The organism is Caloramator sp. Dgby_cultured_2 (assembly GCF_028872215.1).
Taxonomy (GTDB): Bacteria; Bacillota; Clostridia; order Clostridiales; family Caloramatoraceae; genus Caloramator; species Caloramator australicus.
On record NZ_CP118396.1, the window covers coordinates 1,385,077 to 1,412,065 of the forward strand.

The following is a 26,989-nucleotide window of genomic DNA, read 5'->3' on the forward strand; positions in this document are numbered from 1 at the left end:
AAAGGCAAGTAGAACCTACTTGCCCGTCCTCTTTATATTTTCTACCAGAAGGATATTGATCCTATTAACCACAGCCTTTCCTACAACCCCATCAGCAACCATCCTATTATCCTTCTGTAGCTTTCTAACTACATCTGCCGTCTTAGCATCAAAAACACCACTTGCTGAAAGTCTATATCCAAGCCTATTTAACGCATTTTGAAGCCTTTTTACATCATCGCCCTTTACATTTAGCTTTAATACCCTTTTATAGGTAAGCTTTACTCCTTCAAATGCCTTTGCATCTTTTAAAATCATGTTGTATAAAGCATCATCTACAACTCCCGTAGCTTTTAGTCCCTTTTTCTTTTGATAGTCTACAACTGCATTATACGTCTTATCCCCAAAATATCCCGTCGGAGTTCCTATATTATATAAAAGTGTATTCAATGCCACTTGCAAAGTTTTAATCCTTATATCCTTCATTCCCTTTTTTAATTGAAAGGAGCTTCCCCTTGATACAGGCTCTTTAACTACATTAAACTTTAACTCATAACTTAACACATTTTCTGGCTGCAGCTCATCCTTTACCTCTGCCTTAACAACATACTCCCCAATCTCCTGAGGAACAAAGGCAACACTATTTACAGAATTAAAATCCTGCCCATAAACCAGGTTCTCATCCTTATAAACCTCTATCTTATAAGCTATCCTATCGCTTCCCCCTCCGTCAAAACGCTTATATTAACAGGCTTTTTCTCATAAACAGTATTCTTGTCTAAAATAACGTTTACTCCGCTAATGGGCCTATAAACATAAAACTTAACTTCCCTGTAATCGTCATAATCCTTAGATGAGTAAACATTTCTAATATATGCCTTTAAAGTGTATTCCCCTTCTTCTTGAAGCTGATATTTAAAATCGATATTCTTAGAATATTCTCCCCTATTAAAAGGTTATCACCCTTGTAGAGCTCATACTTAAAAAGTAAATTGTCTATGCTTGAACTTTCAATAATAGGATTTGCCGTTATTTCTTCCCCAATCAAAAATTTATCTTTATTTGTGTTGAGTAAAATAAGTTTAGAATTCAAAGACTCAATCTGAGCACCGTCATAATAGAACTTTAAAATTTCATCAAACCTCTGCCCTGCAAGGGCTCTATTTCTTGCCCCGATTTGGCTCATTCCAACGCCGTGGCCATAGCCCTTTCCTATAAATGTATAAGTATCAGTTGCTGCATCAAAAGTAACATCATAAAGGGCACTTCTAAAGCTAAATGCCGTCCTTGGCTGCTCCTTTGTTAAGGTTTTTATAACCTCTAATCCATTTTGGTCTAAATAAACAACATCCATCCTTGCTATTCTTCCGCTATTGTTTCTCACAATCGAGTTTAAATCTATTCTTAAAAATCTGTCATTAGGACCCAATATATTCTTTGCCTTCAACCTTGAATCGATATCGATAACAGTTAAAACCACAGGATTTTCCGGCCAGGTGTAGGTATCAAATGTATCCTCCTTTGCAATCAAATAAGGCAATTGGCTTGTCCAAGGATTTCCAGAAGCCTCAGTCCACCCTCCATTGCTTGCTGAAAAATATGCCGAGATTATCCTTCCTCCATAGGTCATAATTATTCCCTTTGTCTCTTCAACCGCCCTTATGGAGTTTGCCTTTGTCTCATCATATCCTCCATAAACCTGGCAATGCACAGTATCACAAAGATCATACCCAACTATTCTATGTTTTCCAATGTTTGAAAGGGCATAACACCTTGCAGCAACCGCCTGGGCCTTTAATGCCTCAAGTGGGTAAGTATCGCTCATCTCCCTTGGAACAACACCCTTTAAATAATCCTCTATATTTAAAATATTAATTGGCAAAATTAAATTATTTATAGCCTTAAAACTCATCCTTCCAAGATACTTTGCTGATTTTGTTCCAGAGATGATCCGAATCCAAGAACCCTCTCCAACTGGAACTAAAGAAAGCTCCTTATATGTTTTTCCGTTAAATGATACTAATCCGTTGGAAATAGATAGGTTTAAAATTGAACCAGAAGGAAAAAGAGCCCCATCCACTAAATAGTCTCCGTTTAAAGACACAGAAAGTGCATTTCTTGCCATACTCTCAAGGCCAATCTTTACATCCTGAAAATAGACCTCCTGATATTTAGCAAAAGCACTAATTGGGGACAAAAGCATTGTAATTATCAAAAAATAGACAAGATCCTTTTCATCCCTCCACCCCCTTACATCCATTATATTCTATTTTTATCCATAAAACAACAAAAACCACCGCAAAATGCAGTGGTTACATTCCAAATACAGGTACAAGCTTCATAACTTCCCCAATGTCCAAATTAGAAAACAAAGCTGACTTTATTCTCGATTTTGACTCATCCGGAAGCTTTTTATACTTTGCCTTTACGCTTTCAGCATACTTTTTATAAGGATAATCGGGATCCTTCAATAAGTTATTTAATGTTGACTGAATAGTTGAAATTATGGCCTTTTCTTCAGGCGTCTTAAGATTTCCATATACCCTGTTTAGGCTTTGGTTAACGCTCCTTAAAGAATCCTCAACTTCCTTCGAAAACCTTTTAACAGTTTTTGTTACAGTCTTATTCTTCACAACTATATCCTTTTTTCAAGGACGACATCCTTCTTTTCAAAAGCTCCAAAACCTTTTTCTTAAAAGAAAGAACCAGCGCACCATCCTTTATTTCTAACTTTTCAACATCAAATGGGATAACTTTTTTATCAATCTCAACCCTATTTCCATTTATCCTTATATTCTCATCAAGCTTTGGAATTTTTCCTAATACCAATGAAACAGGAAGGGGCAATTTCCCAACCTTTACACTTTTAGGCTCAAGAATTATTTTGTCGCCCTCTACATAAATTTTATTGTCTGCATAAACATAGGCCTCTAAAGATTTATACTTAACTGGTATAATAACGATTAAACCATCCTTTGAAATATCCATCCAAATCCCCTTGATTGAAGCTCCATTAAAACTTTTCTCACCTACATTTAAATATTTTATAGCTCCATTTAACTTTTGACTATTAACAAAAACCTCTCCACCATTTATAACCTTACTCTTTAGCTCCTGAATAAGCTCATCTGAAGCTTTAGCCTCAGGAAGATTATATTTTGCCGTTGAAAGACCAAATAAAATTCCTATAAAAATTAATATAAAAGCAAAAATAAATCCTATTTTCTTCGCCATTTTATCCCCTTCTTCAAATTACTTAAACCTTATATTGATTTTATATTCCCTTAAATCATATTTATTCTTAACACTAAAATTAAAACTTCTTTCTTCACCAGCATCTCTTAATGTTTTTAAAGTTACTCCTTCAACACCTTCATCCTCAAATCCAAAATCCGTAGGCACCCTTATACTTCTTTTAACATTTGCCTATGCACCGAAGGTATATGAATCGTTAAAAACTATAAATCCATCATCGTTTAACACAAAATCAAAGCTTACAACCGAATCCCCGTCAGATAAATCCGACAGATCAAAATAAAATGTATCGTTTTTATAATCTCCTATTCTTTCCTCACCGTTTCCTAAACTTAAACCTACCGACTTTAGCTCAACTTTCTTTTAACAGTAAAAACGCTGCTCTTTAGAGAGGCTAAATAATTTTTAGCCCCAGACCTTTTAACATAGACAATTATGTAATATTTTCCTTCGTTTTTAATATTAAATTTAAAATTATAGGCATTCCTATAGCTTACCCTTTTAGAAAAATAGCTTGTGCTCTTTTTTGTTGTTAAATCATATAAAACAAACCTATATTCCACATTCCCTGTCATTTTATTTGGTTTAACAGAAATATATACAGGCTCATTGATATAATACTCGCTCTTTGGTTTTTTCAAGAAAGTTAAACTTATGCTACTTTGGGCATAAATAGTATTAGAAAATAAAAATATTAAAAGCAGAAAATAAACTATCCTTTTCATATTGCCTCCTTAAAATATAAGAGTCATCAAAAGATGACTCTTACTTAACCTTTACTACAATGTTGTAAGTTAACTTTTCTTTTCCTGAAACAAGGCTTATGCTTCCCTTTAGATATCCATTTCTGTCAGCCTTTTCTCTCATTGATGCAAGTGTTACTCCTTCTGGTGGGTTCTTGTCAACACCAAGCATCTTTGGAGTTATATTTCTTGAAACATTTCCGCTTAATGGGAAAGTCTTTCCACCGATATTTACAACAGCATTTTTATTTGCAACTATTAAAATATCAGTTAAGCTATCGCTATCTTCCATTCCTGTTAAATCAAAGCTAAATGTGTTTCCACTTAAAGACGCATTTACTACTTGACCTCCATTAAATTTAACGCTTATGCTCTTTAATGAAAGCTTAACATCCTTTACAACGAATGTTTTTGTCCTAACATAAGTATCATACTTAACCTTTGCTCCATTTCTTTTAACCATTACAGTTATATGATACTTTCCTGGCTTTGCAATCTTTGCGTTAAATTTAAAATCCATATCACCTTTAACAGCTCTATAATATCCATCTTTGTTTGCGCTGAAAATATCATAGGTTTTCTTTGTTGCTTCATCAACTATGTATGCTCTGTATTGAACATCTCCTGAATAATTTGTTTTTACAGTAACAGGGATAGAATCAAATACATTGTAGCTTGATTTAACTTGAGTTACAAGGCTGACCTTTGGATATTTAACCTTTGCGGCAAAGGAAACTACATTAATTGATGCAACTAGAAATGCAACTGTTAATACAAATGCAGCTATCTTTTTGCCCTTTTCATTATATTACCCCTTCCTTTTTAATTAAAATTATAACAAAACTTTAGTCAATATTCAAATAATTTTATTCATTTAATCATAATTTAACATGTTTTAAAAACTCATCCTTAATCCTTTTTACCTTATCCTTTGCTTCAGCATTATCCTTTCCCTTTACCGCAAAATAGAACTTAATCTTTGGCTCTGTTCCTGATGGCCTTGCGGTGATTATGCTCTCATCCTCAAGGATTATCTGAACAACGTTTGACTTTGGTAAATCCCCAATTCCCTTTAGGTAATCTTTAACTTCCTTAACCTTTATTCCTGCTATGTCCCTTGGTGGATCCTTTCTTAGCATCTCCATTATTTCCTTAATCCTTTGACTTCCTTCGATTCCCTCTAATGTAACTGATTTTAAATCCTCAACAAAGTAGCCATATTTTTCATATAAGGACATTAGTCCCTCATAAAGGCTCATTCCCTTTAGCTTATAAAACCCTGCCATCTCGCAAATTAGCATAGATGCTATAACTCCATCCTTATCCCTTACAAAATCCCCTGCAAGATACCCATAGCTCTCCTCAAAGCCAAATATAAATTTTCTGTCCTTCTTTTCCTCAAATTCCTTAATCTTTTCCCCTATGTATTTAAACCCTGTTAAAACATCCATAATCTCAACATTATAGCTTTCTGCGATCTTTCTTGCCATTTCCGTTGTAACAATTGTTTTTATAACCACACCATTTTCAGGCATCTTTCCTGTTGCCTTAAGGTTTTCCAAAATATAATGGGTTAAAAGGGCACCTGTTTGGTTTCCAGTTAAAACGACATACTCTCCCTCTTTGTTTTTAACAACAACCCCAACTCTGTCGCAATCTGGGTCTGTTCCTATAATTAAATCCGCCTCAAGTTCCTTTGCCATTTCAATTGCCCTTGTGAAAACCTCATGCTCCTCTGGGTTTGGATACTTTACAGTTGAAAAGTTTGGATCTGGATTTTCCTGCTCCTTTACAACATAAACATTCTTATACCCTATCTCTCCTAAAACCCTTCTTACAGGCTTGTTTCCTGTTCCGTGAAGTGGGGTATATATAACCTTTAAAGTATCCTTAACCCTATCAACAACATCCCAATTTACAGTAAGTCCCTTTACAAGCTCAACATAATCTTTTTCAACTTCATCATCTATGTAGTTAAAAAGGCCTAAATTAACTGCCTTATCAAATTCCATCGTCTTAATATCGCTATAATCAATTGAAGTTATCTCCTTTAGGATACCTTCTGCATGTTCCTCTGTAACCTGCCCTCCATCGGACCAGTAAACCTTGTATCCATTATACTGCTTTGGATTGTGGGATGCGGTTATAACTATCCCTGCAGTAGATTTTAAATGTCTTACTGCAAAGGAGAGCATTGGCGTTGGCCTTAATTCCTTATACATATATGTCTTTATACCATTTGCATTTAATACAAGGGCAGCTTCCTTTGCAAACCTATCGCTATATAGCCTTGAATCATATGCAATTGTAACAGAAGGATTTTCAATTCCTTGCTTTTTTATATAATTTGCAAGTCCCTGTGTTGCCTTTCTTACGGTATAAACATTCATCCTATTCGTCCCAGCACCTATTATTCCCCTAAGTCCTCCTGTTCCAAATTCGAGTTCTTTATAAAATCTTTCCATTATTTCCTTTTCATCAAGGCCCTCAAGCTCTTTTCTCGTATCCTCATCAAACTCAAGCCACTTTTTATACATATCAATATATTCCATCAAAAACCCCTCCTTAAAACGGCATTATTTTCTATTTTATACGAATACTTTTATTTTTACAACTAAAAAGCCCCAAGATGGGGCAAATATTATGCAGCTTTTTTTAGCTTTTTCTTTACAATATTTACAAAATACACATATTCCTCAAGCTTTAAAATATGAATCATTCCAAAGTAAGCCAAAGCCCCAACAAAGGCACAGCCAAATACCGAGATCACATCCCCCTTAAATCCTGTCCCAAACTTAAGCTGCATATATTTATTTAAAACAAACACAACCACTCCCATAACAAGAGAGGATAAAAGCATCTTATTAAAGGAACTTATAAGCTTTTTCATCCCTATATCCTCAATTTTCCTATTCAAACTTCTTATTAAAAGCAATGTAACAACAATTACAGAAATCGATGTTGCAAGGGCAAGTCCTGCAACTCCCATTATTTTAACTAAAACGATATTTAAAATTATATTCAAAATAACCCCTACAACGCCATTTATCATAGGCGTTTTTGTATCCTTAATGGAATAAAAGGCCCTTCCTATAACATCCCTAACACCTACAAAAATCATACCTGGGGAATAGAATAGAAGTGCAAGGGATGTTAAATAGGCAGCATTATTATCAAAGGCTCCCCTTTTAAATACAATATCAACAATAGGCTGCCTTAAAACCATCATCCCAATTGTCGCAGGAAGCATAATAAGTAAAATTACATTTATCCCCTTAATTAGAGCATCCTTATACGCCCTTAAATTCTCTTGAGCAGAATATGTAGAAAGGGTTGGGTATATAACCGTCGTTATTGCAACGGCAAAAATACCATAAACAAACATATTCAGCTTATTTGCAAAATTCAACACAGCAATTGAACCTTCTCCAACAGTTGTAGCAAGCATTCTGTCGACCAAAAATTAACCTGAGACACCGATGTTCCAATAATTACAGGAACCATAAGCTTAACCATTCTTAATATATTTTCATCTTTAAAATTCAAATAAAACTCATACCTATATCCCAATCCTTTAAACTTCGGAACCAAAAAAGCAAACTGAACAAAATAGGCCAAAATAGTTGCTAAAGTTAAACCAAAAATGCCAAACTTACCTGCCAAAAGAGCTAAATATGAAATTATAACAACATTCATCAAAACTCCAACAAAGGCAGGTGCCGTAAACTCCTTATGAGACTGCAAAATCCCTGTAAAAATAAATTGCATTGCAATAAAGATCATCGAAATAAACATCATCTTTGACACAGCAACAGCCTTGTTAAAAACAGCTAAATCCCCTCTAAATCCAGGTGCAAATAGCATTACAATATATTTCGAAAAAATGATTCCAAATAAAATAAATCCAATTACTATTATTCCAACAATATTAATAACATTATTTACAAATCTAATTCTATCCTCTTTACTTTTCTTTTCAATAAACTCTGTAAGAATTGGAATAAAGGTCGTTCCAATTCCACTTCCTATACTATTAAAAATTAAAATAACAAGCCCAATTGCAAAGGTATATATATCCGTATCATACGATGCACCAAACCTAAAAGCAAGAAGGGTTTCACGAAGAAACCCTAGGAATTTACTTAGAACAGTGAAAATAATTATAATTATCGAACCTTTTAGCAATTTCTTATTCATTTTATCACCTTATAACTTTATTATCTTGTCTCTGTTTTCTAAAACTTCTTTAGTTGCATTTCTTGTGTCGAATACAACCTTTGCATTTTTTAATATAAAATCATAATTATACTTTGAATGGTCTGTGGATTTATGTCAATATAGTAGACACTAAAACTCAAATTTTTATGCGGTTATTCTTAAAGCATCTTCAAACTGCTGAGTAGTCATATAACCGATACTGCTATGAAGCCTTTTTCTATTGTACCAGCATTCTATGTATTCAAATATAGCTATCCTTGCAGCATCAAAGTCATAGTATGTAGCTAAGTTTACTTCTTCCTTTTTAGTGTAGCATGAAAGGATTCTATACAAGCATTGTCATAGGGGCAACCCTTGCCACTGAAGGAATGAACTATATTATGTTCATTAAGATAATCATCAAATTTAGAGCTTGTATACTGTGAGCCTAAATCACTGTGGAGTATAACAGTATTCTTTGGTTTTTGAGTTATGTAGGCATTTTCTACAGCCTTTATAGCTAGTTCTGTATCCATAGTCTTTGAAAAGGCATAGCCAATAATTTTCTTTGTATGAAGATCCAAAACTGAAGCAAGATAGCACCATCCGTCTTTGAGTGTATAAATATAAGTTATATCAGTAACCCATTTTTCATTTATTGTAGTTGTTGAAAAATCTCTTTTCAAAATGTTTTCTTTAGACTCTATTTTGATTTTGGAAGAGTGAGGTCTGAATTTTTTGATAATTATGGACTTTATATTTAGTTTTTTCATAATCCTTTGGACTCTCTTAAGGCTTATGGCATGTCCTCTTTCTTCTCGAAGCACTTTATGTATTTGGGGAGCACCATAACGACCTTTACTATCTTTATAAATCTTCAATATTTCTTCCTCATACATCTTGTTTTCTACGCTTCTTTTGCTTTCGGTTTTGTTTAGATACTTATAAAAAGAGCTTCTTGAAACCTTTAAGACTTCACACATTAGCTTGATATCATGCTCTTCTTTATGATCATTAATAAACTCAAAAATAGAGGTTACTTCTTTGCGAATATGGCCATGGCTTTTTTAATATTTCATTTTCCTCCTCAAGCCTTGCCATCTTCTTTAACATTGCTTGATACTTTACTGACGTTATAGTTGTATCTTTATCCACAGTTATTGGTTTAGCTTTCTTAATCCATCCATTAATTGTTGATTTTGATATGCCATATTCGCTGTTAAGTTCTGCCAAACTCTTACCAGAGTTATAGAGCTCTATAATTGTCTTTCTAAATTCTTCTGTATAATACTTTTGCCCTTTTGCCATTGTAGACACTTCTTTCCCTTCTTATATTTTAAGGTGTTCGGCTTTTTGTGTCTACACTAATATACTAACACCAGAGACTTTATCCAAATACTTATGAAAGTTAAATAGTTCTATTTATTATAAATTATTATACATTTCTCTTAATACTAGTTCTAATAATTCCCATGTAAGATTAGCCTTTTGGATTATTCTTTCATCAATTTTAATTTTTTTTCATGGAACTTTTCTAAAAGTTCAAATACTATCTCCGAAGTTACATCAAACAAAGATACACATCTACCACTTTCTCCAATTTGTGAATAAAATCTTGCTGTTTTTTCGGGATGACAAGCGACAGCAACAACAGATTTTTCAAAAGAACTTGCTACTACACCTACATGCAACTTGCAAGTAATTACAACGTCTATAATTTTTAAAAGTGCTGTCATTTCAGATGGACTTTCATAAAGAAAATGCTCACATTTAATACCTGATTCTCTTTCAAATTCATTAAAATATTCTTCTTCACATTTCAATATTGAATCAGAAGCAACAATAACCATATATTCTCCATGTCTTGATATAAATTTCTTTACACCTTTTGCAAATTTTAAGAGAGCCTCTTTTGAATGATTATAATGAACCAAAAGTAATTTTTTATTATTCCTTATTTGCAGTAATTTTTGAATCTGTATGCTTTGATTATCTACTTTTAGAGGTCTTGTAATAATCAAGTCTCCACTTTCAAAAATATTTGCATTTGGACATAATTTTTTAATGATTCATATGACTCTTTATCTCTTACCGTTATAAATAAGGAATTGTTACATATTCTTTTTATTGCAAAATTCATAAGTAAACAACGATTAGGACCAGCTCCAATTCCAATTACAATGATTGGTTTCTTTTTAAATGATGCCCATAATCCTAAAGGCATAAAGCGAAAAAATTGCACTAAATTGTCTTTTAAACGTGCTCGATGCCCCTCACCAAAATACCCACCAGGTATGTAAATAATCAAATCTGCCTCTTGCCTACTAATAGTTTTACTTTTATAATAATCTTTTATATTTCTTTTGAAAAATGTAGAAGGTTGATAAAAGCAAACATTAAATCCTTTTTCTTTTAGATATTCATAGACCATTTCCCCATATATGTAATCACCATAATTACTTGATCCACAATTTGTAGCTCCATGCAAAATAATATTCATAATTATTTGCCCGCCTCCTCATACTAATCTTAGTCCAGTTAATTTATATAAAACTTTATACAAAAATGCAAATAAAATCATGCGTCCAAGATGTCATTCCTAAAATCTGTAATCAATAAGCACTTTTGGGTTCTCCCACAAATTTGGTGATAAATTAATCATAATTTATTAAATTTCATCTTTAAAATCTTAAATTTGATACAACACTTTCTTTCTAAGCAACTCAAATCCTACACGACCATACATTTGTATTTTTATAGTGTTAAATCTATTTACATGGCCTTCTAATAAAGCATTGCTAAAAACAGTTTTTAAAATATTTAAAGTTGCATCATAATCATTATAAATTCCTTTAACAAACACACTGAGTTTCTTAAATTCTGACTCTTCAGTTTCTTTCAACCATTTTATAAAATTATATACTCCTCTTTTACTATTATAATTTTAAAGTTTTGTATCAAATTATAAAGCCTTTTTAATTCATTGTTATTTTCTAATATTGTTTCAAGTTTGGACACATCACTATATTTTAAATGTTCTATGCCTTTCTACAAAAGTTCTATTAACTTTTCTAAAGATATCTTTTTTTCTTTCTTCTTTCTACTACTATAAATTTATCTCAGATTTCAATTTGCTTACATGGTATCTAACAGTTCTTTCGCTCCCTGTATATCCTTTTTCATTAATTAATCCATATTATTTTTTAATACATTAAAAACATTATTAAGTAAGTGCCATTTGTCCGCTATTTGTTTAGCTTTAGGGGCAACATTACTAATTGCTTTGTGATAAGTTAAAGATCTATCCCTTGTTATGACTTTAATATTATTATGCTCTTTTAGCCACTTCTCAATTGTTTGAAGATTTCTATCCTTAAGAATATCTACAGGTTTCCTTGTCTTTAAATCACATATTAATATTCCATAATTTGTGCCTTTTTAAAAGCCAAATCATCAATTCCTAATTCTGTGTAGTCTGAATTTATTTTTATTTCAGTATTTTTAATAATCCTTATCGCAGTATCAGCACTGAGCAGAGAAAATATTGGCTAATAATCTTAGATGCCTATTCTGCACTTAATACAAAAACTATTTTTTCAATTTGTTTATTAAGTCTTTGAGTTCTTCTTTGATATCTTTGAACAAAGTCATTATGTCTTTCTGCAAAAATCTTTAAATCTCATTCTTGATTAGTGCAAAAGAATTTTCTTGAAATAATATATAGTGTTGTTTTAAATGTTGATATTGGTAAATCTGCTACTTTTATAATATATGTGCTGTGAATTTTAAAACTTGGAGTATTACATTTTGGGCATAAACATTGTTTAGAATTTGAGGTAATTGTGATCTTAATCGTAATACTATGAATTTGAGTTTCTTTTACTAAGTAATTATCCTGGAATATTGTTGTTTATATATTCAAAATAAACACCTTTCTAATTTAAATTAATTTATCTTTATTATACCATTTAGAAAGGCAAATTCCTTTGACCAAATTTGTGGAAGAACCCATTTTAATTTACCGATTAAATTGAGTTTTATATTAACTTTACAATATCCTAATGCTTAATTTTTTTAAAACTAATACAATAACTATTAACATTATCATTGGCCTATATATATCAATCAATTCACTACGCACTAGAATAATGAGTTGTGAAAATATTGAAAAATACATTGCATAACTCTTTCTTGTATTAGATCTATTGTTTATTTGTAAGGTCTTATAAATAAGGACTCCACTCAAGAATGCTGCAAAAACTCCTCCATAATATCCCCAATTCCAATATAGATCTCCAATAAAACTTGATCCAACTGGTATTCTAGTATAATAATTTATTACATATGTTGATGAGGCACGATTAAAAAATCTCCAACTAGCCATCCGATAGGCAAAAAGGAAGGTAAAGTTCTCAAATATGTTAAGCCATATTGATAGGGGAAAATATTTGGAACTAATCTTATAATTGAAGCAACCGAAAGCAGCGTAAGGCCAGTTTCCGCAATTATTTCGCCTAAAATATTGTTAAACAAATTAAAAGATAGTATTTTTTCTATGAATTCAGGAACTATTAATGATAAATTAAATCTTTTGTCTCGTATCGTAATTAATAGATTTATAATAATAATTGCTAAAATCGCAATAATTATACTTCTCTTAAATGAAATATTTCTTCTACCTAAAGAAAACTCATAACCAAGAAAAAGTGATAATATAGAAAATATCTGTATTTTTCTACTACCAGTCAACATCATAAAACAAGTCAAATATGTTAATACAATAGCAAATATAATCTTTTTGTTTTTTCCTTAATACAACCACTAAAAAAAGAAAAAAACTCCAGGCAGCATTAAATAAGCCAAATCATCCCATAAACCTGAACTTACCGCATCTGAATATACAGAATACGAATTCATTGACTGCATGAAAGAAATTATTTTTATATCATTTATTATCTTAGCTATTGCGCCTATAATAAAAAGAAAAATACCAATATTATACAAACTTTTATCAGGCAACATTTTTATTAAATTATCTTTTTTAATTCAAAAGATTTCTTATAAAACATTAAATATCCAACTAAAAACATCTCTAAAGACAATATTACAAAAATATATGCATGGAATAATTCACTACTTTCATAATTCACTATTGGATTCCATACTAATGACGATTTTAATTCAAAAAAATTTTGTAATAAATTGCCAAACATAAAAAGATATGAAATGACAACAAACCAAAACCCGAAATCATAAAATGAAACTCTTTTTATAATAAAGCTAAGCATTTGAACACAAATTAGCCCAAAAACCATGGAAACAACATTGTATTATAATTACATATAACTTCTTCGTTATTATAATTTGTGGCAGCCCATATTATGAAAAACAAAATATATAAAAAATTTATACTTTTAAAAAGCATCTCATGTAAATCAGACCTATAGATTTTAATACCTACCATAAACCTACTCCTTTTTGAGCTATTAATCAATTCAAAATATAGTTTATATAATTTATTTGCTTGATGCATAATGTCATATTTTCCATTTTTCATTACTTCTATTACACTATCTCTATTATTTATACGTTTTTGATTATATATATCAAATATTGTTTTAGCCCATTTTGCAGGAGACATATTCAATGATAAATAGCAAATATTCCCTGTAACATTGACTTCTTTTGTAATATTATCTGATACACAAGCCTGCAATCCAGCCGCTTGAATCTCAACTAATACTACAGGTAATCCCTCATATCTTGATGGTAACACAAAAAGTCAATTGCAGATAATAAATCCGGAACATCTTTTCTTAATCCCAAAAACTTGACATAACTTTCAATTCCTAACTCTCTGCACTCTTTTTTAATTTATTTTTGTCTTCACCTTCGCCAATCAGTAATAACTTAGTGTTCGGATTTAATTTCACCAATTCTTTTAATATATTTAATAAGAAACTCTGATTCTTTTGATAAGTAAGCCTTGCAACATTCCCTATTACAAAATCTTCGCCAAGATTCAATTCATGGCGAAGTCTAATTCTCGCAGATTCGTTATATGCATATTTCGATAAATCAATTGCATTATCAATAATAGTAACCTTACCTAACTCATAATCTTTATTGCCAAATAGCCATCTTGCAGCATCAATTCCACAGGCAAATTTTTCTGTAGCAAAAATTTTTGCTACAAATGTTATAAATTTCCTGAATATCCGTTCAAATAATGTCTCTTTAATAAAGGCCATATGGCTATGAATAATCCTAACTTTACAACCAAATATCTTTGCAAATATCAAGCCAATTGTAGACTTATATCCATGACAATGAATAATATCATAATTGCCATTTTTAATAATCCTAGCAACACTTATAATATATTCAAAAGGGTTTTCTCTAAATTTTTTATATGGAAAACTTTGCTATTTAATTTAATAAAATCCGATTCCATATATCCAATCTTAGTGCCAGTCACTATTACATCAAACTTGATTTTATCCAAGTCCATATGAGAATAATAATTATACAAAAAGCTTTCTACCCCCCACCATCCAAAGTTGTAAAAAGATGTAATACCTTAATCACACAATCCAACCTCCAATTTTATAGCTTGCAATCTCTTTAACAATTCTTTCTCAAGTTTAGACATATCTTTATATACATCTGACATAAACATTTCACAATTATGAATTAATTTATTTCTATCAAGCTCAGTTATATACTTAAAAAGTGCATCTTTTTCTTCTTCAGATTTCATTTTTAAAGTGAAACCAATTCCATATTTATTTATTACTTTCTCCATGTAAGTCCCTTCACAAACTAAAATCGGCTTGTATAAACATGCTGAATAATATAATTTATTAGAAAGAGCATATTTTAATAGTGGAGTATTATTACCATATAAATTCATTATTAAATCTGTATTCTTATAAAAATTTAATGTTTCATTAGAATCAAAAGTATCTATCAAAGTCACATTATGTATTTCATTATTATCACAAAAATCTTTCAATTGCATAGCATTCGTCCCTATAAAGTTTAAATGAAACCTTTTATCATTCTTAAAAAATAGAAGTATCCTCTTGTTCTGTTCCATAAATCTAATTAGCCCGATGTAACTTATAAAAATAACAGGCGAATTACTGTTTTTATATTGCCTATAACTAGTATAATTATTATATGGTATATTATGTGTAACAAAATACTCACCTTTTGGCAAAAATTCTTCATATCCTTTTGAAGATATAATATTTATTAAAGAATTATTAACAAGTCTTTTTTGTATCATCCTATATATGGAAAAATTTTCATAACTATAATCTCGAACATCATATATATATTTTTTTTAAAATTAAAGATAAGTAAATCAAATAGAATAAATGCAAGTATTGAATGTAAAGGAACTACGATAGTATAATTATTTCTATTTATCTCATCTATTATTGATTTCCTAAATTTTATATAGCCCAAAATTTTACTGATTTTACTTTTGTATTTATACGAAAATCGCATGTATCGAGGATTCTTAATATCTTCGTTATTATTTTTATCCCAATAAATAATTTTGTAATCGATATTTAGTTTATCTAAAACATTAAAGTAAAAACTTATATAAGGAGTCAAATATATATTATCTGCTAATAATATTAATGCATGCATTATGTTTGTCTCTCCTATCTATATATTATAAATTTTATAATAAAATCTAAAAATAAATTTTTTATAAATTTCTCAAATTAATTAATCGTTATTCTATTTCCCCAAACAACTCTATTCACATAATCAGTATAAGATAGTATTATTCTAAGAACCTTTTCAGATACATTAGGCATGCTGTAATCCCTTACAAGTCTTAAAGTATTCTTCTTTTGTGTTTCTAAAACTTCTAAACCTTGTAGGATTCTTTCTTTTTTAACCCTACCATCATAACTGAAGCTTCTTCCATTGCTTCTGGTCTTTCATGGGCTTGTCTTATGTTTAATGCTTTAAGTCCTAATATTGACGATTCTTCGCTTATTGTTCCACTATCACTTAATACAGCCTTTGCATGAATTTGCAGTTTGACATAATCAATAAATCCTAATGGCTTTAAAGTTTGTATTAAAGGATTAAAAGTTATTCCTTTTGCTTCTATCATTTTTCTTGTTCTTGGATGAGTGCTAACTATAATTGGTAGTTTATATTTTTCTGCAATTGCATTTAAGCTTTCAACTAAGTCCATAAAGTTTTCTTCTGAATTTATGTTTTCTTCTCTATGTGCTGATACAACAAAGTATTGTCCTTCTTTAAGTCCAAGTCTTTCTAATACATCTGATTTTTCTATATCCTTCATTTTAGCATGCAAAACTTCATACATAGGACTTCCTGTTTTTATTATTCTATCTATTGGAAATCCTTCTCTTATTAAATATTCTCTTGCAATATCGCTATAGGTTAAATTAATATCTGCTATATGATCTACAATTCTTCTATTTGTTTCTTCAGGAACCCTTTGGTCAAAACATCTGTTTCCTGCTTCCATGTGGAATATTGGTATATGCCTTCTCTTGGCTGCTATTGCACAAAGACAGCTATTAGTATCACCTAATACAAGAAGTGCATCAGGTTTTTCTTTCTCAAATATTGGGTCAATCTTTATTAATATATTACCTATTGTCTCAATAGCATTTCCTGTTGCTGCATCTAAGAAGTAATCTGGTTTTTTAAATCTAAGTCTTTAAAAATATTTCATTTAATTCATAGTCATAATTTTGACCTGTATGAACTAATATATGTTCAATTGCTTCTGATTCTTCAAGCTTTTTTATAACTTGAGATAGCCTTATAATCTCTGGTCTTGTCCCAACAACAGTCATAACTTTGAGCTTTTTCATTTTTTATACCTCCAAATAATATGTATCTGGTTTTTCAGGATCAAATGGTTCATTTGCCCACATTATTGTAACCATATCTGTATCCCCAAGATTTTCAATGTTATGTGTATATCCTGGAGGTATATCAACTACCTCTAATTTATCACCACTTACATAATACTCTATTATTTCGTCTGAATCAATCCTTCTTAGTCTTATTACTCCTTTTCCGCTTACAACAAGAAATTTTTCATTCTTTGTATTATGCCAGTGATTGCCTTTAGTTATTCCAGGTTTAGAAATATTGACTGATACCTGGCCCCTATCAATAGTTCTAATAAATTCAGTAAAAGATCCTCTATTGTCAACGTTCATTTTTAATTCGTATTTGAATTTATCCTTTGGTAAATAGCTTAAATATGTGCTGTATAGCTTTTTGTAAATTCATTCTGCATATTAGGAATAGTCTTGTTTTCTCTATTTTCTTTAAATGAATATATTAAATTTGCTATTTCGCCTAAAGAAACTTTATATGTTTTTGGCACTTCACAAAAATCTCCAATTCTATTTTCTTTGCCCTCTAATGCATTGATAAACTCTCCAACTACATCATCGATATATGCAAGAGTTAAAACCACGTTAGGATCATTAATTTTAATAGGTAAATCATTTGCTATGTTATAGCAAAATGTTGCAACTACGCTGTTATAGTTTGGTCTACACCATTTTCCGAATAAATTTGGCAGCCTATAAACTAATGTTTTATTTCCATTTTCTCTGCCAAAACTAAATACCAAATCCTCTCCTGCTTTTTGCTTCTTCCATAGGGATTGTCTAGCACTGCTTGAATCGAAGAAGTTATAAGTATTGGTGCTTTATTATTATGTTTCTTTAACAAACTTAAAAGCTCACTTGTAAATCCAAAATTACCCTGCATGAATTCTTCTTCGTTTTGAGGTCTATTTACACCTGCAAGATGAAATACAAAATCACAATCTTTTGTATACTCATCTAAAAGTTTTTTATCTGTATTTTTGTCAAATTCATAGATTGAATTAAAACCTCTATTTTTAAGTTCTGCTATAAGGTTTTTACCAACAAAACCTTTAGAGCCAGTCACGAGTATCTTCATAAACTTCAACCTTTCTTATATCATCTTTTCAATTGTTACAGCAGCTTCTTTTAAGTTATTGTATTCTTGTAATTCTTGTTGAACATATTCTAAAGATAGCAATTTTTGTTTAATTTGTTCTATATTTAAAATAGTTGTATTATGGGAATTGTATTCTTTATAATTTGATAAATCTCTATTTCCTTCTTCAAAATATTTACCATAGTTTAAATCTCTGTTATCGGCAGGAACTCTATAAAAGTTTCCAAGGTCTTCTGCAACAAGATATTCTTCTTTTGTTAATAAAGTTTCATATAATTTTTCACCATGGCGAGTTCCTATAATTTTTATTTCGTTATCGGCATTAAATATTTCCTTTATTGCTTGTGCTAAATCGCCAATCCTTGCTGAAGGTGCTTTTTGAACAAATATATCCCCTGTTTTTGCATGTTTAAATGCATATATGACAAGCTCAACCGCTTCTTCAATACTCATTAAAAATCTTGTCATATTTGGATCTGTAACTGTAATTGGTTGTCCACTTTTTATCTGTTGTATAAATAGAGGAATTACAGAACCACGTGAAGCCATAACATTGCCATATCTTGTCCCACATATGAGTGTTTTATCAGGTGATACTGTTCTTGACTTTGCTATAAATACCTTTTCCATCATTGCCTTTGATATTCCCATTGCATTAATTGGATATGCTGCTTTATCTGTAGATAAACAAATAACCTTTTTACACCGCATTCAATTGCCGCTGTCAATACATTTTCTGTTCCTAACACATTAGTTTTAACTGCTTCAAGTGGGAAAAATTCACATGATGGAACTTGTTTTAATGCTGCAGCGTGAAATACATAGTCTACACCATACATAGCATTTTTTATACTTTGTAAATCTCTTACATCACCAATGTAAAATTTTATCTTATCATTTTTATAAAATTTTCTCATATCGTCTTGTTTTTTTCATCACGAGAAAAAATGCGAATTTCACCAATATCGGTTTTAAGGAATCGCTTTAAAACTGCATTACCAAAGGTGCCTGTTCCACCGGTTATTAGTAGGGTTTTATTTTTAAACATCTATAATACCTCCAAAATCTAACTAATCAATTGTTTAATTAAAACATAATATTTATTTGTAACTATATTTTTTCATATTGTTGTTCAAATAGCTTCCTTGAGTTTTCTCCCATTAATTTTCTCATATTTTTATCAATATATAACTTTAAAATATTGTCTTTTAATGTTTTAACATCATAATCTGAAATTACAAATCCTAAATTATATTTTTCTATATCTTTTGCAATATCAGTATTGCTTGGAATTATTGCAATAATTGGTCGTCCTGATGCTAAATATGTATATGTTTTACTAGGGACTCCTAATCCAACTACTCTTTTATCTAATGATATAATAAGACAATCTGCTGAACAAAGAACTTCATTATATTCTTTTCCTTTTTTATATGGGAAAAACATTATATTTTTCAAGTTTTTTTCTTGAGCTTTTTTATTAATTCTTCTTTCTTCTGTCCTTCCCCGACAAATAAAAATATAATATCTTCATAATCTTTTAATAGTTCCGCTGTATCAATCATTATTTCTAAATTATGAAATAAACCTATATTTCCACTATATAACACAATAAATTTATTCTTAAAACCATTATTTATAAAAATTCGTTTTCCTTTTCTAAGATTTTTATTTTGTTTTTATCTGCCCAATTTGGTATAACTTCTATTTTATTTATATCAAAATATTTTTTATTATTTTCTAAATAATATTTCATATCATTGCCAAGGACAATTATTTTATCAGCCATTTTAAAAATATTTTATTTAATAATTCCATTAATTTAGCAATTAAACTATTACGTTTGATAACTCCTAAGCTTATTGCTATATCTGGATATAAGTCATGAATCACATATATGAACTTATTTTTAAACATTATTTTAGAAATTACTGCTAACAATGGCAATATTGGTGGATTTGATACACATAATATAACTCTGTATTCTTTTAGTAAATTTATTTTAAATAACATATTAAAGAAATAACTTAGATATGATATAATCCTTAATAATTTTTTATCTTTATTATAAAAATAATTTATTCGTGTTATTTCAATATCATTTATTTGCTCATCTTGGTTCTGAATGATTTCAGATGAATAAAATAATTTCCCAGTTAAAACCCCTACCGTTAAATTGTTTTGTTTTAAACTAATTGCTAGATCAGTCATTAACTGTCCTGTTGATGATATATCTGGATAAAAAACTGACTTAAAATTATGACATCTTTGTTTTGTTTATTTTTCATTATAAACTCCTTTCTACATAAAAAACATATAACACTATCTCGCCCCATAACCAGTTAAAACAACACCAATTGTTTTAAGGATAATTAAAAGATCTAATTTTAAGCATCTATTTTCTATGTAATATAAATCATATTCTAATTTTTCAGCAGGTGTCATTTCGTAGCCACCATTTACTTGTGCCCAACCTGTAAGACCTGGTTTTACTTTAAGTCTATTTATAAATCCAGGGATTTCTTGGTCGAATTGATATGTAAACATTGGTCTTTCAGGTCTTGGACCAACTATACTCATTTCACCTTTTAGGACATTAATAAGCTGTGGTATTTCATCTATTCGTGTTTTTCTAATTATTTTGCCGATTTTTGTTACTCTATCATCATTTTTATCGGCCCATTTGGGACCGTTTTTCTCAGCATCACAATACATAGACCTTAATTTATATATTGTAAATATTTTTCCCCTTTTCCCTACTCTTTCTTGTTTATAGATAGGGGAACCTGGGGATTCTATTATGATTAAGATGCTAAATATTATAACAAATGGTAAACCTATTATAAGTCCAATTAAAGATAAGATTATATCTAATATTCTTTTTATATAATCATAAAAATTATTTTCTATTAAATCAAGTGCCGTATCAACAGTTGAAGCAACTTCTTCAAAATATAATTCCATATCAATATTTTTCATAATCCCCTCCCCTTTTTCTGTCTCATTCATACCCATTCGGATTCAAGCTCTGCCATCTCCAAGCATCTTTGCACATGTCTTCTAGGCTTTTCTCTGCTCTCCATTTAAGCTCGGTGTTTGCTTTGGTGGGGTCTGCATAGCATTTTGCAACATCGCCAGGTCGTCTTTCAGTTATTTTATAGGGAATTTTTGTCCTGTTACATTTTCAAATGTGTGGACCAAATCAAGAACGCTATATCCCATGCCCGTTCCAAGGTTGTATGCTTCTATTCCTGTTGATGAAAAAACTTTGTTTAAAGCCTTTACATGACCTTTTGCTAAATCAACTACATGAATATAATCTCTAACACCTGTTCCATCGTGGGTATCATAGTCGTTTCCAAATACATTAAGTTCTTTAAGTTTTCCTATGGCAACTTGAGTAATATAAGGCATTAGATTATTTGGAGTTCCCTTTGGATCTTCACCTATAAGTCCGCTTTCGTGGGCACCTATCGGATTAAAGTATCTTAAAAGAACGATACTCCATTCATTATCAGATATATATAAATCCTTTAAAAATTCCTCTATAAAAAGCTTTGTTCTTCCATATGGATTTGTTGCATTTAGTGGAAAATCCTCTGTTATAGGAACCTTTTCAACATTTCCATAAACAGTTGCAGAGGAGCTGAATATCAGTTTTTTATATTATATTTTTGCATTACTTCACAAAGATTTAATGTTCCTGTTATATTATTGTAGTAATATTTTAGTGGAACTTGAACAGATTCACCAACTGCCTTTAAACCTGCAAAATGAATAACAGCATCTATTTTGTTTTCTTTAAAGGCTTTATCTAGATTTTCTTTGTCTAATAGATCAATATTATAAAAATTAATTTTCTTTTCCGTTATTTTTTCTACCCGTTTTATTGCTTCTTCTTTGCTGTTTGATAAGTTATCTATCACAATAACATCATAACCTAATTTGAGAAGTTCAACACAAGTATGACTTCCTATATACCCCGCCCCGCCTGTAACTAAAACTTTCATCTATATCACCTACTAAAAACCTTCTCTTTTTCGTCTGATTATGTTTTTGTCCGTCGCTGCCGTAGTAGTAATAGTAGTAGTAACCATAGTAGCCTTTTTTGGTGGTGTCTAGCTTGTTTAGGACAGCTCCGAGTATTTTTGCGTTTACCTTTTCAAGAAGTTCCTTTGCTCTTTGGGCTGCATGTTTGTCAGCCTCGCCTGAGGAAACAACAAGGATTACCCCATCTGAATACTTTGAAAGTATTTGTGCGTCTGTAACCATTAACACCGGTGGTGTGTCGATGATGATTGTATCAAAGGTTTGTTTTAGATTTTCTAAAAAATTTCCATCTTTTCAGATGAAAGAAGCTCTGCTGGATTTGGTGGTCTTGTGCCTGCTGGGATGACATAGAGGTTTTCAACTTCGGTTTTAAAGTTTTCTTCCATAAAGCTTGTCTCACCTATGAGGATGTTAGAAAGACCTACTTGGTTTGAAAGGTTAAATATCCTGTATAGCTTGCTTTTTCTTAAGTCACAGTCAAGTATTAACGTCTTATTGCCATTTTGTGCAAAAGTAACGGCAAGGTTTGATGCTATTGTTGTTTTTCCTTCACCTGGCCCTGAGCTTGTTACAACTATTGTTTTAACTTTGTTATCCAAAGAAGAAAAGAGAATGTTAGTTCTTAGAGTTTTATAGGCCTCTGAAATAGGCGATTTTGGTTTTTTAAAGGTAATAAGTTCCATTTTTCCCAACCCCAATCAAAATAGTCAGTGCATTTATAATTATAAATAATTCAGCATTAGGTAATCCATAACTATTTTTGCTAATTTTTTCAAATTAATTGTATTTTTCTGGTATTTTCTTTTGTTTTCTTGGGGTTGGTTGTGATTTTACAATTTGTTTACATTTTATACTAATCTTCTACACGAGTTGCCACTACTTCTTGTAAATACGACATGAATTCATCCCTAATGTCGAATCTTTTAATGCAAACTCTACTGTTGCCTGCAAAAATCCTAACTTATCACCTACGTCGTATCTTTTGCCTTCGAAGTTGTAAGCATACATAGCTTCCTTTTTAGAAGTTCCTTTAGGGCGTCGGTTAACTGTATTTCTCCGTTTTTGCCTGGCTTTGTGTTTTCGAGAATATTGAATATCTCTGGGGTTATAATGTATCTTCCAAGGATGGCGATGTTGCTTGGTGCCTCCTCTATATTTGGCTTTTCAACAAGGTCTGAAACTTTATATAGCCTTTCATCTATCTTAACGCCGCTTACAATCCCGTATTTGTTAACATCGCTTCTATCAACCTCTTGAACCCCTAAAATGGTAGTTTTATACATGTTAAATACATCGATCATCTGCTTAAGGCATGGAACCTTGCTGTCTACTATATCATCCCCTAATAGAACAGCAAAGGGTTCGTTTCCTACAAATGTTTTGGCACAAAGTATCGCATGACCAAGTCCCTTAGGCTCCTTTTGTCTTATATAATGTATTTGTGCCATGTTGGTTATATTATCAAGAAGCTCTAACATCTCATATTTGTTTTTGGATTTTAGTTCAAGTTCAAGCTCGATGGATTTATCAAAATGATCTTCTATTGCTCTTTTGTTTCTGCCGGTGATTATAAGTATTTCTTCTATTCCGGAGCTTACTGCTTCTTCAACTATGTATTGTATTGTAGGAGTATCAACGATAGGAAGCATCTCCTTTGGCTGTGCCTTTGTTGCAGGTAAAAATCTTGTTCCAAGGCCTGCGGCAGGAATAATAGCCTTTCTTACCTTCATTTTTAACCCCTCCCTAATTTAAAAAACTAAATATGCCCCTTTTTTGTTTATTTTTTGGCACTTGATTTTATTTCTACATTTTCAATGATTTTCCTCTCGTTCTCTAAAATTTTTTGGACAAATTTTCGTCAATTTCCTTTATTTTGTCAAAGGCATCTTTTATTTTTGGTAATCTGTTTTTGAATTATGGGCATCTGAGCCTAATACATCTATTATGTTATTTTCAATTAGCATCTTTGCTGTTTTTGAACTTCCCTTCCGAAATGGCCAAGGATGCTTCCTGAGTTTATCTGAAAAAGACAGCCTTCGTCGATGAATTTATTGATATTTTCTGGGGAGTTTATAATAAAGGCGTATCGTTCGGGATGACAAAGGATTGGAATTAAATTTTTTATTCGTAGCTCATATATAATATCAAAGGTGTAATCAGGAAGTTCAAAAAAGGAAGTTCTATTTGGATGTATCTTGTATCGTTTAAAGTGCCTATAAGGCCTTCATTTAGGTATTTTAATGTAGAGCGGGTGATATAAACTTCCTGGGATGGGTAGATTGTTATGTTTATGTTTTCGTTTTTTATATACTCATTTAAGGTTTTTATATGGTTTAATATGTCTTTATATTCATTTTCAAATCTTCCAGGGACAAAATGAGGTGTTGCAACTATAGCGTCAACACCATCATTTTTGCTATTTTAAGCATTTCTAAAGTTTCTTCAAGGGATGATGAACCGTCATCGATTTTAGGAATAATGTGGCTGTGAAAATCTATCATTATTTCTTCCCCTCAGCTTCGCCATAATAATAGTAATAGCCGTATTTGCTTCTTGAGTTTATTTCTACTTTATTTAAAACGACCCCTATTATATTAGCCCTTACGGATTCTAAAAGTTCCTTTGCCCTCTTTGCAGCTTCCTTGTCAGCTTGTCCACTTGAAACTACAAGGATTACACCGTCTGAAATTGTTGATAAAACTTGTGCATCAGTTACTGCAATAACAGGTGGTGTATCAAGAATTATTACATCAAAGGATTGACGTAAGTTTTCAATAAAGCTTTTAAATGTGCTTGATGATAGCATTTCTGCAGGGTTGGGAGGCAAAATACCAGATGTTAAAACATATAAATTATCATTTATCCTTTGAACTGTTTCTTCAAAGGTTATGTCCTCAACAAATAGGTTAGTAAGGCCTTTTTGGTTTGATAGGTTAAATCTTTTGTGGACGGTAGGTTTTCTTAGGTCGCAGTCTATAATTAAAACTTTTTTATTCAGCTCTGCAAAGGATAGAGCAAGGTTTACAGCTGTTGTTGTCTTGCCTTCTGATGGACCTGAGCTTGTAACAAGGATAACTTTTAAGTTTTTATCGACGGATGAAAATTGAACGTTTGTTCTTAAGGTTCTATATGCCTCTGAGATTGGCGATTTTGGGTTTTTAAGTAGTATTGGCTTCATAGTATCCTCCTACTCATCTATTTCCTTTGGTATTATTCCTATAACGGGAAGTTCAAGATATTTTTCAACATCGGTTTCGGTTTTTAATGTGTTATCCATGTATTCAAGCATAAATGTAGCTCCAAGGGATATCATTATTCCAAGGAAAAATGCTATTGCAATGTTTAAAAGTTTTTTAGGTTTTACAGGCTTGTCTGGAAATACAGCATTGTCTATTATTTGAATGCTTCCTGTTGGATATATGCGCATCGACTCTTCGAGGAAAATTTGAGATAAAGTGTTTGCCGTTATCATGGCATCCTTTGGATCCTTACTTTGAACCTTTATGTCCATTATTTGTGTGTCGGGTTGTGGTGTGGCTGTAATTGAGGATATAAATTCGTCGTAGGATATTTGCTTGTTTAGCTTTTGGATTGTTTTTTCAACAACTGTTCTTGATTTTGCTATGCTTGCGTAGGTTTTTACAAGCTTTTGATACATCATAATATCGTTATAGTCTATTCTTTTTTCCTGGCTTGTATCCTCTTTCCCAATGATTATGCTAACCTTTGCTTCATATATGGGAGGTAAAACAAAAAGCTAAGAAGAGCACTTATAAGGATGCATATTGTGGTTACCGAAAATATCATTTTCCATCTTTTTTGATTATTTCATACAAATCCCTAAGATCAAGTGTCATTTCTTGTTCCATTATGTAGCCTCCTTTAATTTTTAGAGGGGTTGGGTAGAATTTTGCACTTTTAATGAATACATTAATATAATATAACTTTTTTATAAAAATTTCAATTAAATTTTAATTTAAATTATTAAGCCATTGTTTTGCGATTTCGTCATTTGGGTTCTTTTTTAAGGCAAGTTGGAAATATTTTTGGGCGTTTGTAGGATCGTTAAGATTAAGATAGCAAACACCTATGTTGGTAATGATGCTTGAATCTTGAGGTCTATGTTTTAGTGCCCTTTGAAAATACTCTATTGCTTCGCTAAAGTAGCCTAAAAAGGCAAGGTTTAGGCCTATTTCGTTTAAAACTTCTACAGTTTCGAGGGTTTGTAAAAGGTTTTGTAGGTAGTATAGGGCTTTGTGGTAGTTTTGAAGCTCCCTGTAGGCAACTGCTGCGTAGTATTTTGCGTCGAGGTTGTTTGGATTTTGTTCTATGTGGGGGATGAGAAGTTTTAGGGCTTCATTTGGGTAGTCATCTTTTAGAAGGTCTACGGCTTTGTCGTAGCTTTCTATAGCTTCTATTTTTGCTAGATATTCTTGAGCTTTTTTAGCAAATCTTTGGTCATTCAGAGAGCGTCTTAGATAATGCTTTGCCATGTCGTAGTCTTTGTCAAGATAGTATTCGCCAAGGTAAAAGTTTGGAGCTGCATAGTCTATGTATTGGTCAGCAAGATTTTTTAAGCTTTCGAGTATCTCATCTTGAAGAAGGTTTAGGTTAGTTTTTGATAGTAGTCCATAAGAAGATATATACGGTTCATTTGGAATTCTTTTTGGGGTTGAGTTTTATAAGGGCATTTATGTAGATTATGGCCCTTTTAAGGCTTTTGTTTTTGTTTTGTTCTATTTGATGAATTATGTAGC

Annotated in this window: 25 protein-coding genes and 12 pseudogenes; all 37 read right to left on the reverse strand. The window is 31.2% G+C overall.

Annotated features, from left to right (window positions below; translation table 11 throughout):
* Window positions 1–15 precede the first annotated feature (15 nt).
* The 37 genes and pseudogenes from PWK10_RS09530 to PWK10_RS09690 all read right to left on the reverse strand — a co-directional run bounded on the left by PWK10_RS09530 (window position 16) and on the right by PWK10_RS09690 (window position 26,725).
* Window positions 16–543, reverse strand: coding sequence for a peptidoglycan-binding domain-containing protein (locus PWK10_RS09530; protein WP_274765883.1), 528 nt, complete (start codon window positions 541–543; stop codon window positions 16–18).
* A gap of 143 nt (window positions 544–686) precedes the next feature.
* Window positions 687–905, reverse strand: coding sequence for a hypothetical protein (locus PWK10_RS19810; RefSeq protein ID WP_446715367.1), 219 nt, complete (start codon window positions 903–905; stop codon window positions 687–689).
* Window positions 860–2,239, reverse strand: coding sequence for a SpoIID/LytB domain-containing protein (locus PWK10_RS09535; RefSeq protein WP_274765884.1), 1,380 nt, complete (start codon window positions 2,237–2,239; stop codon window positions 860–862). The genes PWK10_RS19810 and PWK10_RS09535 overlap by 46 nt, the downstream gene beginning before the upstream one ends.
* A gap of 52 nt (window positions 2,240–2,291) precedes the next feature.
* The gene (locus PWK10_RS09540; protein WP_274765885.1) at window positions 2,292–2,612 is read right to left on the reverse strand and encodes a hypothetical protein; all 321 of its coding nucleotides are present in this window, start codon (window positions 2,610–2,612) and stop codon (window positions 2,292–2,294) included.
* Window positions 2,602–3,213, reverse strand: a complete 612-nt coding sequence (locus PWK10_RS09545; protein ID WP_274765886.1) for a hypothetical protein — start codon at window positions 3,211–3,213, stop codon at window positions 2,602–2,604. Before PWK10_RS09545 ends, PWK10_RS09540 begins: the two co-directional genes overlap by 11 nt.
* Before the next feature lie 18 nt (window positions 3,214–3,231).
* Window positions 3,232–3,381 (reverse strand): hypothetical protein, encoded by a 150-nt coding sequence (locus tag PWK10_RS09550; protein WP_274765887.1) that lies wholly within the window; start codon window positions 3,379–3,381, stop codon window positions 3,232–3,234.
* Between the two features lie 200 nt (window positions 3,382–3,581).
* Window positions 3,582–3,959: a hypothetical protein gene (locus PWK10_RS09555; protein WP_274765888.1), complete on the reverse strand. Its 378-nt coding sequence runs from the start codon at window positions 3,957–3,959 to the stop codon at window positions 3,582–3,584.
* A 40-nt stretch (window positions 3,960–3,999) separates the two neighbouring features.
* The gene (locus tag PWK10_RS09560; protein ID WP_274765889.1) at window positions 4,000–4,497 is read right to left on the reverse strand and encodes a hypothetical protein; all 498 of its coding nucleotides are present in this window, start codon (window positions 4,495–4,497) and stop codon (window positions 4,000–4,002) included.
* A gap of 358 nt (window positions 4,498–4,855) precedes the next feature.
* A complete protein-coding gene (locus PWK10_RS09565) occupies window positions 4,856–6,529 on the reverse strand; it encodes a phospho-sugar mutase (RefSeq protein WP_274765890.1) in 1,674 nt (557 codons plus the stop codon).
* A gap of 89 nt (window positions 6,530–6,618) precedes the next feature.
* A pseudogene (gene murJ / locus PWK10_RS19815) lies at window positions 6,619–8,174 on the reverse strand (murein biosynthesis integral membrane protein MurJ).
* 165 nt (window positions 8,175–8,339) lie between these two features.
* Window positions 8,340–9,482 (reverse strand): annotated as a pseudogene (locus PWK10_RS09580) (IS3 family transposase).
* Window positions 9,483–9,667: 185 nt separating this feature from the next.
* On the reverse strand, window positions 9,668–10,195 hold the full coding sequence (locus PWK10_RS09585) for a polysaccharide pyruvyl transferase family protein (RefSeq protein ID WP_274765893.1): 528 nt from the start codon (window positions 10,193–10,195) through the stop codon (window positions 9,668–9,670).
* On the reverse strand, window positions 10,192–10,674 hold the full coding sequence (locus tag PWK10_RS09590) for a polysaccharide pyruvyl transferase family protein (RefSeq protein WP_274765894.1): 483 nt from the start codon (window positions 10,672–10,674) through the stop codon (window positions 10,192–10,194). The genes PWK10_RS09585 and PWK10_RS09590 overlap by 4 nt, the downstream gene beginning before the upstream one ends.
* A gap of 189 nt (window positions 10,675–10,863) precedes the next feature.
* Window positions 10,864–11,091: pseudogene (locus PWK10_RS09595) on the reverse strand (transposase); the annotation flags it as partial.
* Between the two features lie 269 nt (window positions 11,092–11,360).
* Window positions 11,361–11,597, reverse strand: a pseudogene (locus tag PWK10_RS19820) (transposase); the annotation flags it as partial.
* Window positions 11,598–11,853: 256 nt separating this feature from the next.
* Window positions 11,854–12,078 (reverse strand): transposase family protein, encoded by a 225-nt coding sequence (locus PWK10_RS19825; RefSeq protein ID WP_446715368.1) that lies wholly within the window; start codon window positions 12,076–12,078, stop codon window positions 11,854–11,856.
* 434 nt (window positions 12,079–12,512) lie between these two features.
* Complete coding sequence (locus PWK10_RS09600; protein WP_342455757.1) at window positions 12,513–12,968, reverse strand: hypothetical protein; 456 nt, start codon at window positions 12,966–12,968, stop codon at window positions 12,513–12,515.
* A gap of 505 nt (window positions 12,969–13,473) precedes the next feature.
* The gene (locus PWK10_RS09605) at window positions 13,474–13,950 is read right to left on the reverse strand and encodes a hypothetical protein (protein WP_274765896.1); all 477 of its coding nucleotides are present in this window, start codon (window positions 13,948–13,950) and stop codon (window positions 13,474–13,476) included.
* A 73-nt stretch (window positions 13,951–14,023) separates the two neighbouring features.
* Entirely contained in the window at window positions 14,024–14,200 is a 177-nt protein-coding gene (locus PWK10_RS09610) for a glycosyltransferase (RefSeq protein WP_274768215.1), read from the reverse strand.
* 57 nt (window positions 14,201–14,257) lie between these two features.
* Window positions 14,258–14,578: pseudogene (locus tag PWK10_RS09615) on the reverse strand (capsular polysaccharide biosynthesis protein Cps4H); the annotation flags it as partial.
* 176 nt (window positions 14,579–14,754) lie between these two features.
* Window positions 14,755–15,465, reverse strand: coding sequence for a hypothetical protein (locus PWK10_RS09620; protein ID WP_274765897.1), 711 nt, complete (start codon window positions 15,463–15,465; stop codon window positions 14,755–14,757).
* Window positions 15,462–15,836, reverse strand: coding sequence for a hypothetical protein (locus tag PWK10_RS09625; RefSeq protein ID WP_274765898.1), 375 nt, complete (start codon window positions 15,834–15,836; stop codon window positions 15,462–15,464). The genes PWK10_RS09620 and PWK10_RS09625 overlap by 4 nt, the downstream gene beginning before the upstream one ends.
* 77 nt (window positions 15,837–15,913) lie before the next feature.
* Window positions 15,914–17,050: pseudogene (wecB, locus tag PWK10_RS09630) on the reverse strand (non-hydrolyzing UDP-N-acetylglucosamine 2-epimerase).
* 3 nt (window positions 17,051–17,053) lie between these two features.
* A pseudogene (locus tag PWK10_RS09635) lies at window positions 17,054–18,161 on the reverse strand (capsular polysaccharide biosynthesis protein CapF).
* A gap of 15 nt (window positions 18,162–18,176) precedes the next feature.
* Window positions 18,177–19,230, reverse strand: a pseudogene (locus tag PWK10_RS09640) (polysaccharide biosynthesis protein).
* Between the two features lie 62 nt (window positions 19,231–19,292).
* A complete protein-coding gene (locus PWK10_RS09645; RefSeq protein WP_342455758.1) occupies window positions 19,293–19,703 on the reverse strand; it encodes a glycosyltransferase in 411 nt (136 codons plus the stop codon).
* 115 nt (window positions 19,704–19,818) lie between these two features.
* A complete protein-coding gene (locus PWK10_RS09650) occupies window positions 19,819–19,971 on the reverse strand; it encodes a hypothetical protein (protein ID WP_274765899.1) in 153 nt (50 codons plus the stop codon).
* On the reverse strand, window positions 19,956–20,393 hold the full coding sequence (locus PWK10_RS09655; protein ID WP_274765900.1) for a hypothetical protein: 438 nt from the start codon (window positions 20,391–20,393) through the stop codon (window positions 19,956–19,958). The genes PWK10_RS09650 and PWK10_RS09655 overlap by 16 nt, the downstream gene beginning before the upstream one ends.
* Before the next feature lie 111 nt (window positions 20,394–20,504).
* Window positions 20,505–21,161: an exopolysaccharide biosynthesis polyprenyl glycosylphosphotransferase gene (locus tag PWK10_RS09660; RefSeq protein WP_274765901.1), complete on the reverse strand. Its 657-nt coding sequence runs from the start codon at window positions 21,159–21,161 to the stop codon at window positions 20,505–20,507.
* Window positions 21,162–21,183: 22 nt separating this feature from the next.
* A pseudogene (gene galE, locus PWK10_RS09665) lies at window positions 21,184–22,192 on the reverse strand (UDP-glucose 4-epimerase GalE).
* Window positions 22,137–22,915: pseudogene (locus PWK10_RS09670) on the reverse strand (CpsD/CapB family tyrosine-protein kinase). Before PWK10_RS09670 ends, galE begins: the two co-directional pseudogenes overlap by 56 nt.
* Before the next feature lie 170 nt (window positions 22,916–23,085).
* Window positions 23,086–23,962: pseudogene (galU, locus tag PWK10_RS09675) on the reverse strand (UTP--glucose-1-phosphate uridylyltransferase GalU).
* Window positions 23,963–24,189: 227 nt separating this feature from the next.
* The gene (locus PWK10_RS19830; protein ID WP_446715369.1) at window positions 24,190–24,426 is read right to left on the reverse strand and encodes a CpsB/CapC family capsule biosynthesis tyrosine phosphatase; all 237 of its coding nucleotides are present in this window, start codon (window positions 24,424–24,426) and stop codon (window positions 24,190–24,192) included.
* Window positions 24,354–24,733, reverse strand: a pseudogene (locus tag PWK10_RS19835) (CpsB/CapC family capsule biosynthesis tyrosine phosphatase). Before PWK10_RS19835 ends, PWK10_RS19830 begins: the two are co-directional and overlap by 73 nt.
* The gene (locus tag PWK10_RS09680) at window positions 24,733–25,410 is read right to left on the reverse strand and encodes a CpsD/CapB family tyrosine-protein kinase (RefSeq protein WP_274765902.1); all 678 of its coding nucleotides are present in this window, start codon (window positions 25,408–25,410) and stop codon (window positions 24,733–24,735) included. The pseudogene PWK10_RS19835 and the gene PWK10_RS09680 overlap by 1 nt, the downstream one beginning before the upstream one ends.
* A 9-nt stretch (window positions 25,411–25,419) precedes the next feature.
* Window positions 25,420–25,890: a YveK family protein gene (locus tag PWK10_RS09685; RefSeq protein WP_342455491.1), complete on the reverse strand. Its 471-nt coding sequence runs from the start codon at window positions 25,888–25,890 to the stop codon at window positions 25,420–25,422.
* A gap of 313 nt (window positions 25,891–26,203) precedes the next feature.
* On the reverse strand, window positions 26,204–26,725 hold the full coding sequence (locus PWK10_RS09690; protein ID WP_274765903.1) for a tetratricopeptide repeat protein: 522 nt from the start codon (window positions 26,723–26,725) through the stop codon (window positions 26,204–26,206).
* Window positions 26,726–26,989 lie beyond the last annotated feature (264 nt).

What these genes read in the sequence shown, in the direction of transcription:
- PWK10_RS09560 (WP_274765889.1), bottom strand. Translation starts at nt 4,497, where the DNA reads ATGGATTTTAAATTTAACGCAAAGATTGCAAAGCCAGGAAAGTATCAT.
- PWK10_RS09650 (WP_274765899.1), bottom strand. Translation starts at nt 19,971, where the DNA reads ATGGCTGATAAAATAATTGTCCTTGGCAATGATATGAAATATTATTTA.
- PWK10_RS09660 (WP_274765901.1), bottom strand. Translation starts at nt 21,161, where the DNA reads ATGAAAAATATTGATATGGAATTATATTTTGAAGAAGTTGCTTCAACT.
- PWK10_RS09590 (WP_274765894.1), bottom strand. Translation starts at nt 10,674, where the DNA reads ATGAATATTATTTTGCATGGAGCTACAAATTGTGGATCAAGTAATTAT.
- PWK10_RS09685 (WP_342455491.1), bottom strand. Translation starts at nt 25,890, where the DNA reads ATGTATCAAAAGCTTGTAAAAACCTACGCAAGCATAGCAAAATCAAGA.
- PWK10_RS09680 (WP_274765902.1), bottom strand. Translation starts at nt 25,410, where the DNA reads ATGAAGCCAATACTACTTAAAAACCCAAAATCGCCAATCTCAGAGGCA.
- PWK10_RS09690 (WP_274765903.1), bottom strand. Translation starts at nt 26,725, where the DNA reads ATGGCAAAGCATTATCTAAGACGCTCTCTGAATGACCAAAGATTTGCT.
- PWK10_RS09625 (WP_274765898.1), bottom strand. Translation starts at nt 15,836, where the DNA reads ATGCATGCATTAATATTATTAGCAGATAATATATATTTGACTCCTTAT.
- PWK10_RS09555 (WP_274765888.1), bottom strand. Translation starts at nt 3,959, where the DNA reads ATGAAAAGGATAGTTTATTTTCTGCTTTTAATATTTTTATTTTCTAAT.
- PWK10_RS09545 (WP_274765886.1), bottom strand. Translation starts at nt 3,213, where the DNA reads ATGGCGAAGAAAATAGGATTTATTTTTGCTTTTATATTAATTTTTATA.
- PWK10_RS09535 (WP_274765884.1), bottom strand. Translation starts at nt 2,239, where the DNA reads ATGGATGTAAGGGGGTGGAGGGATGAAAAGGATCTTGTCTATTTTTTG.
- PWK10_RS09565 (WP_274765890.1), bottom strand. Translation starts at nt 6,529, where the DNA reads ATGGAATATATTGATATGTATAAAAAGTGGCTTGAGTTTGATGAGGAT.
- PWK10_RS09655 (WP_274765900.1), bottom strand. Translation starts at nt 20,393, where the DNA reads ATGACTGATCTAGCAATTAGTTTAAAACAAAACAATTTAACGGTAGGG.
- PWK10_RS09620 (WP_274765897.1), bottom strand. Translation starts at nt 15,465, where the DNA reads ATGATACAAAAAAGACTTGTTAATAATTCTTTAATAAATATTATATCT.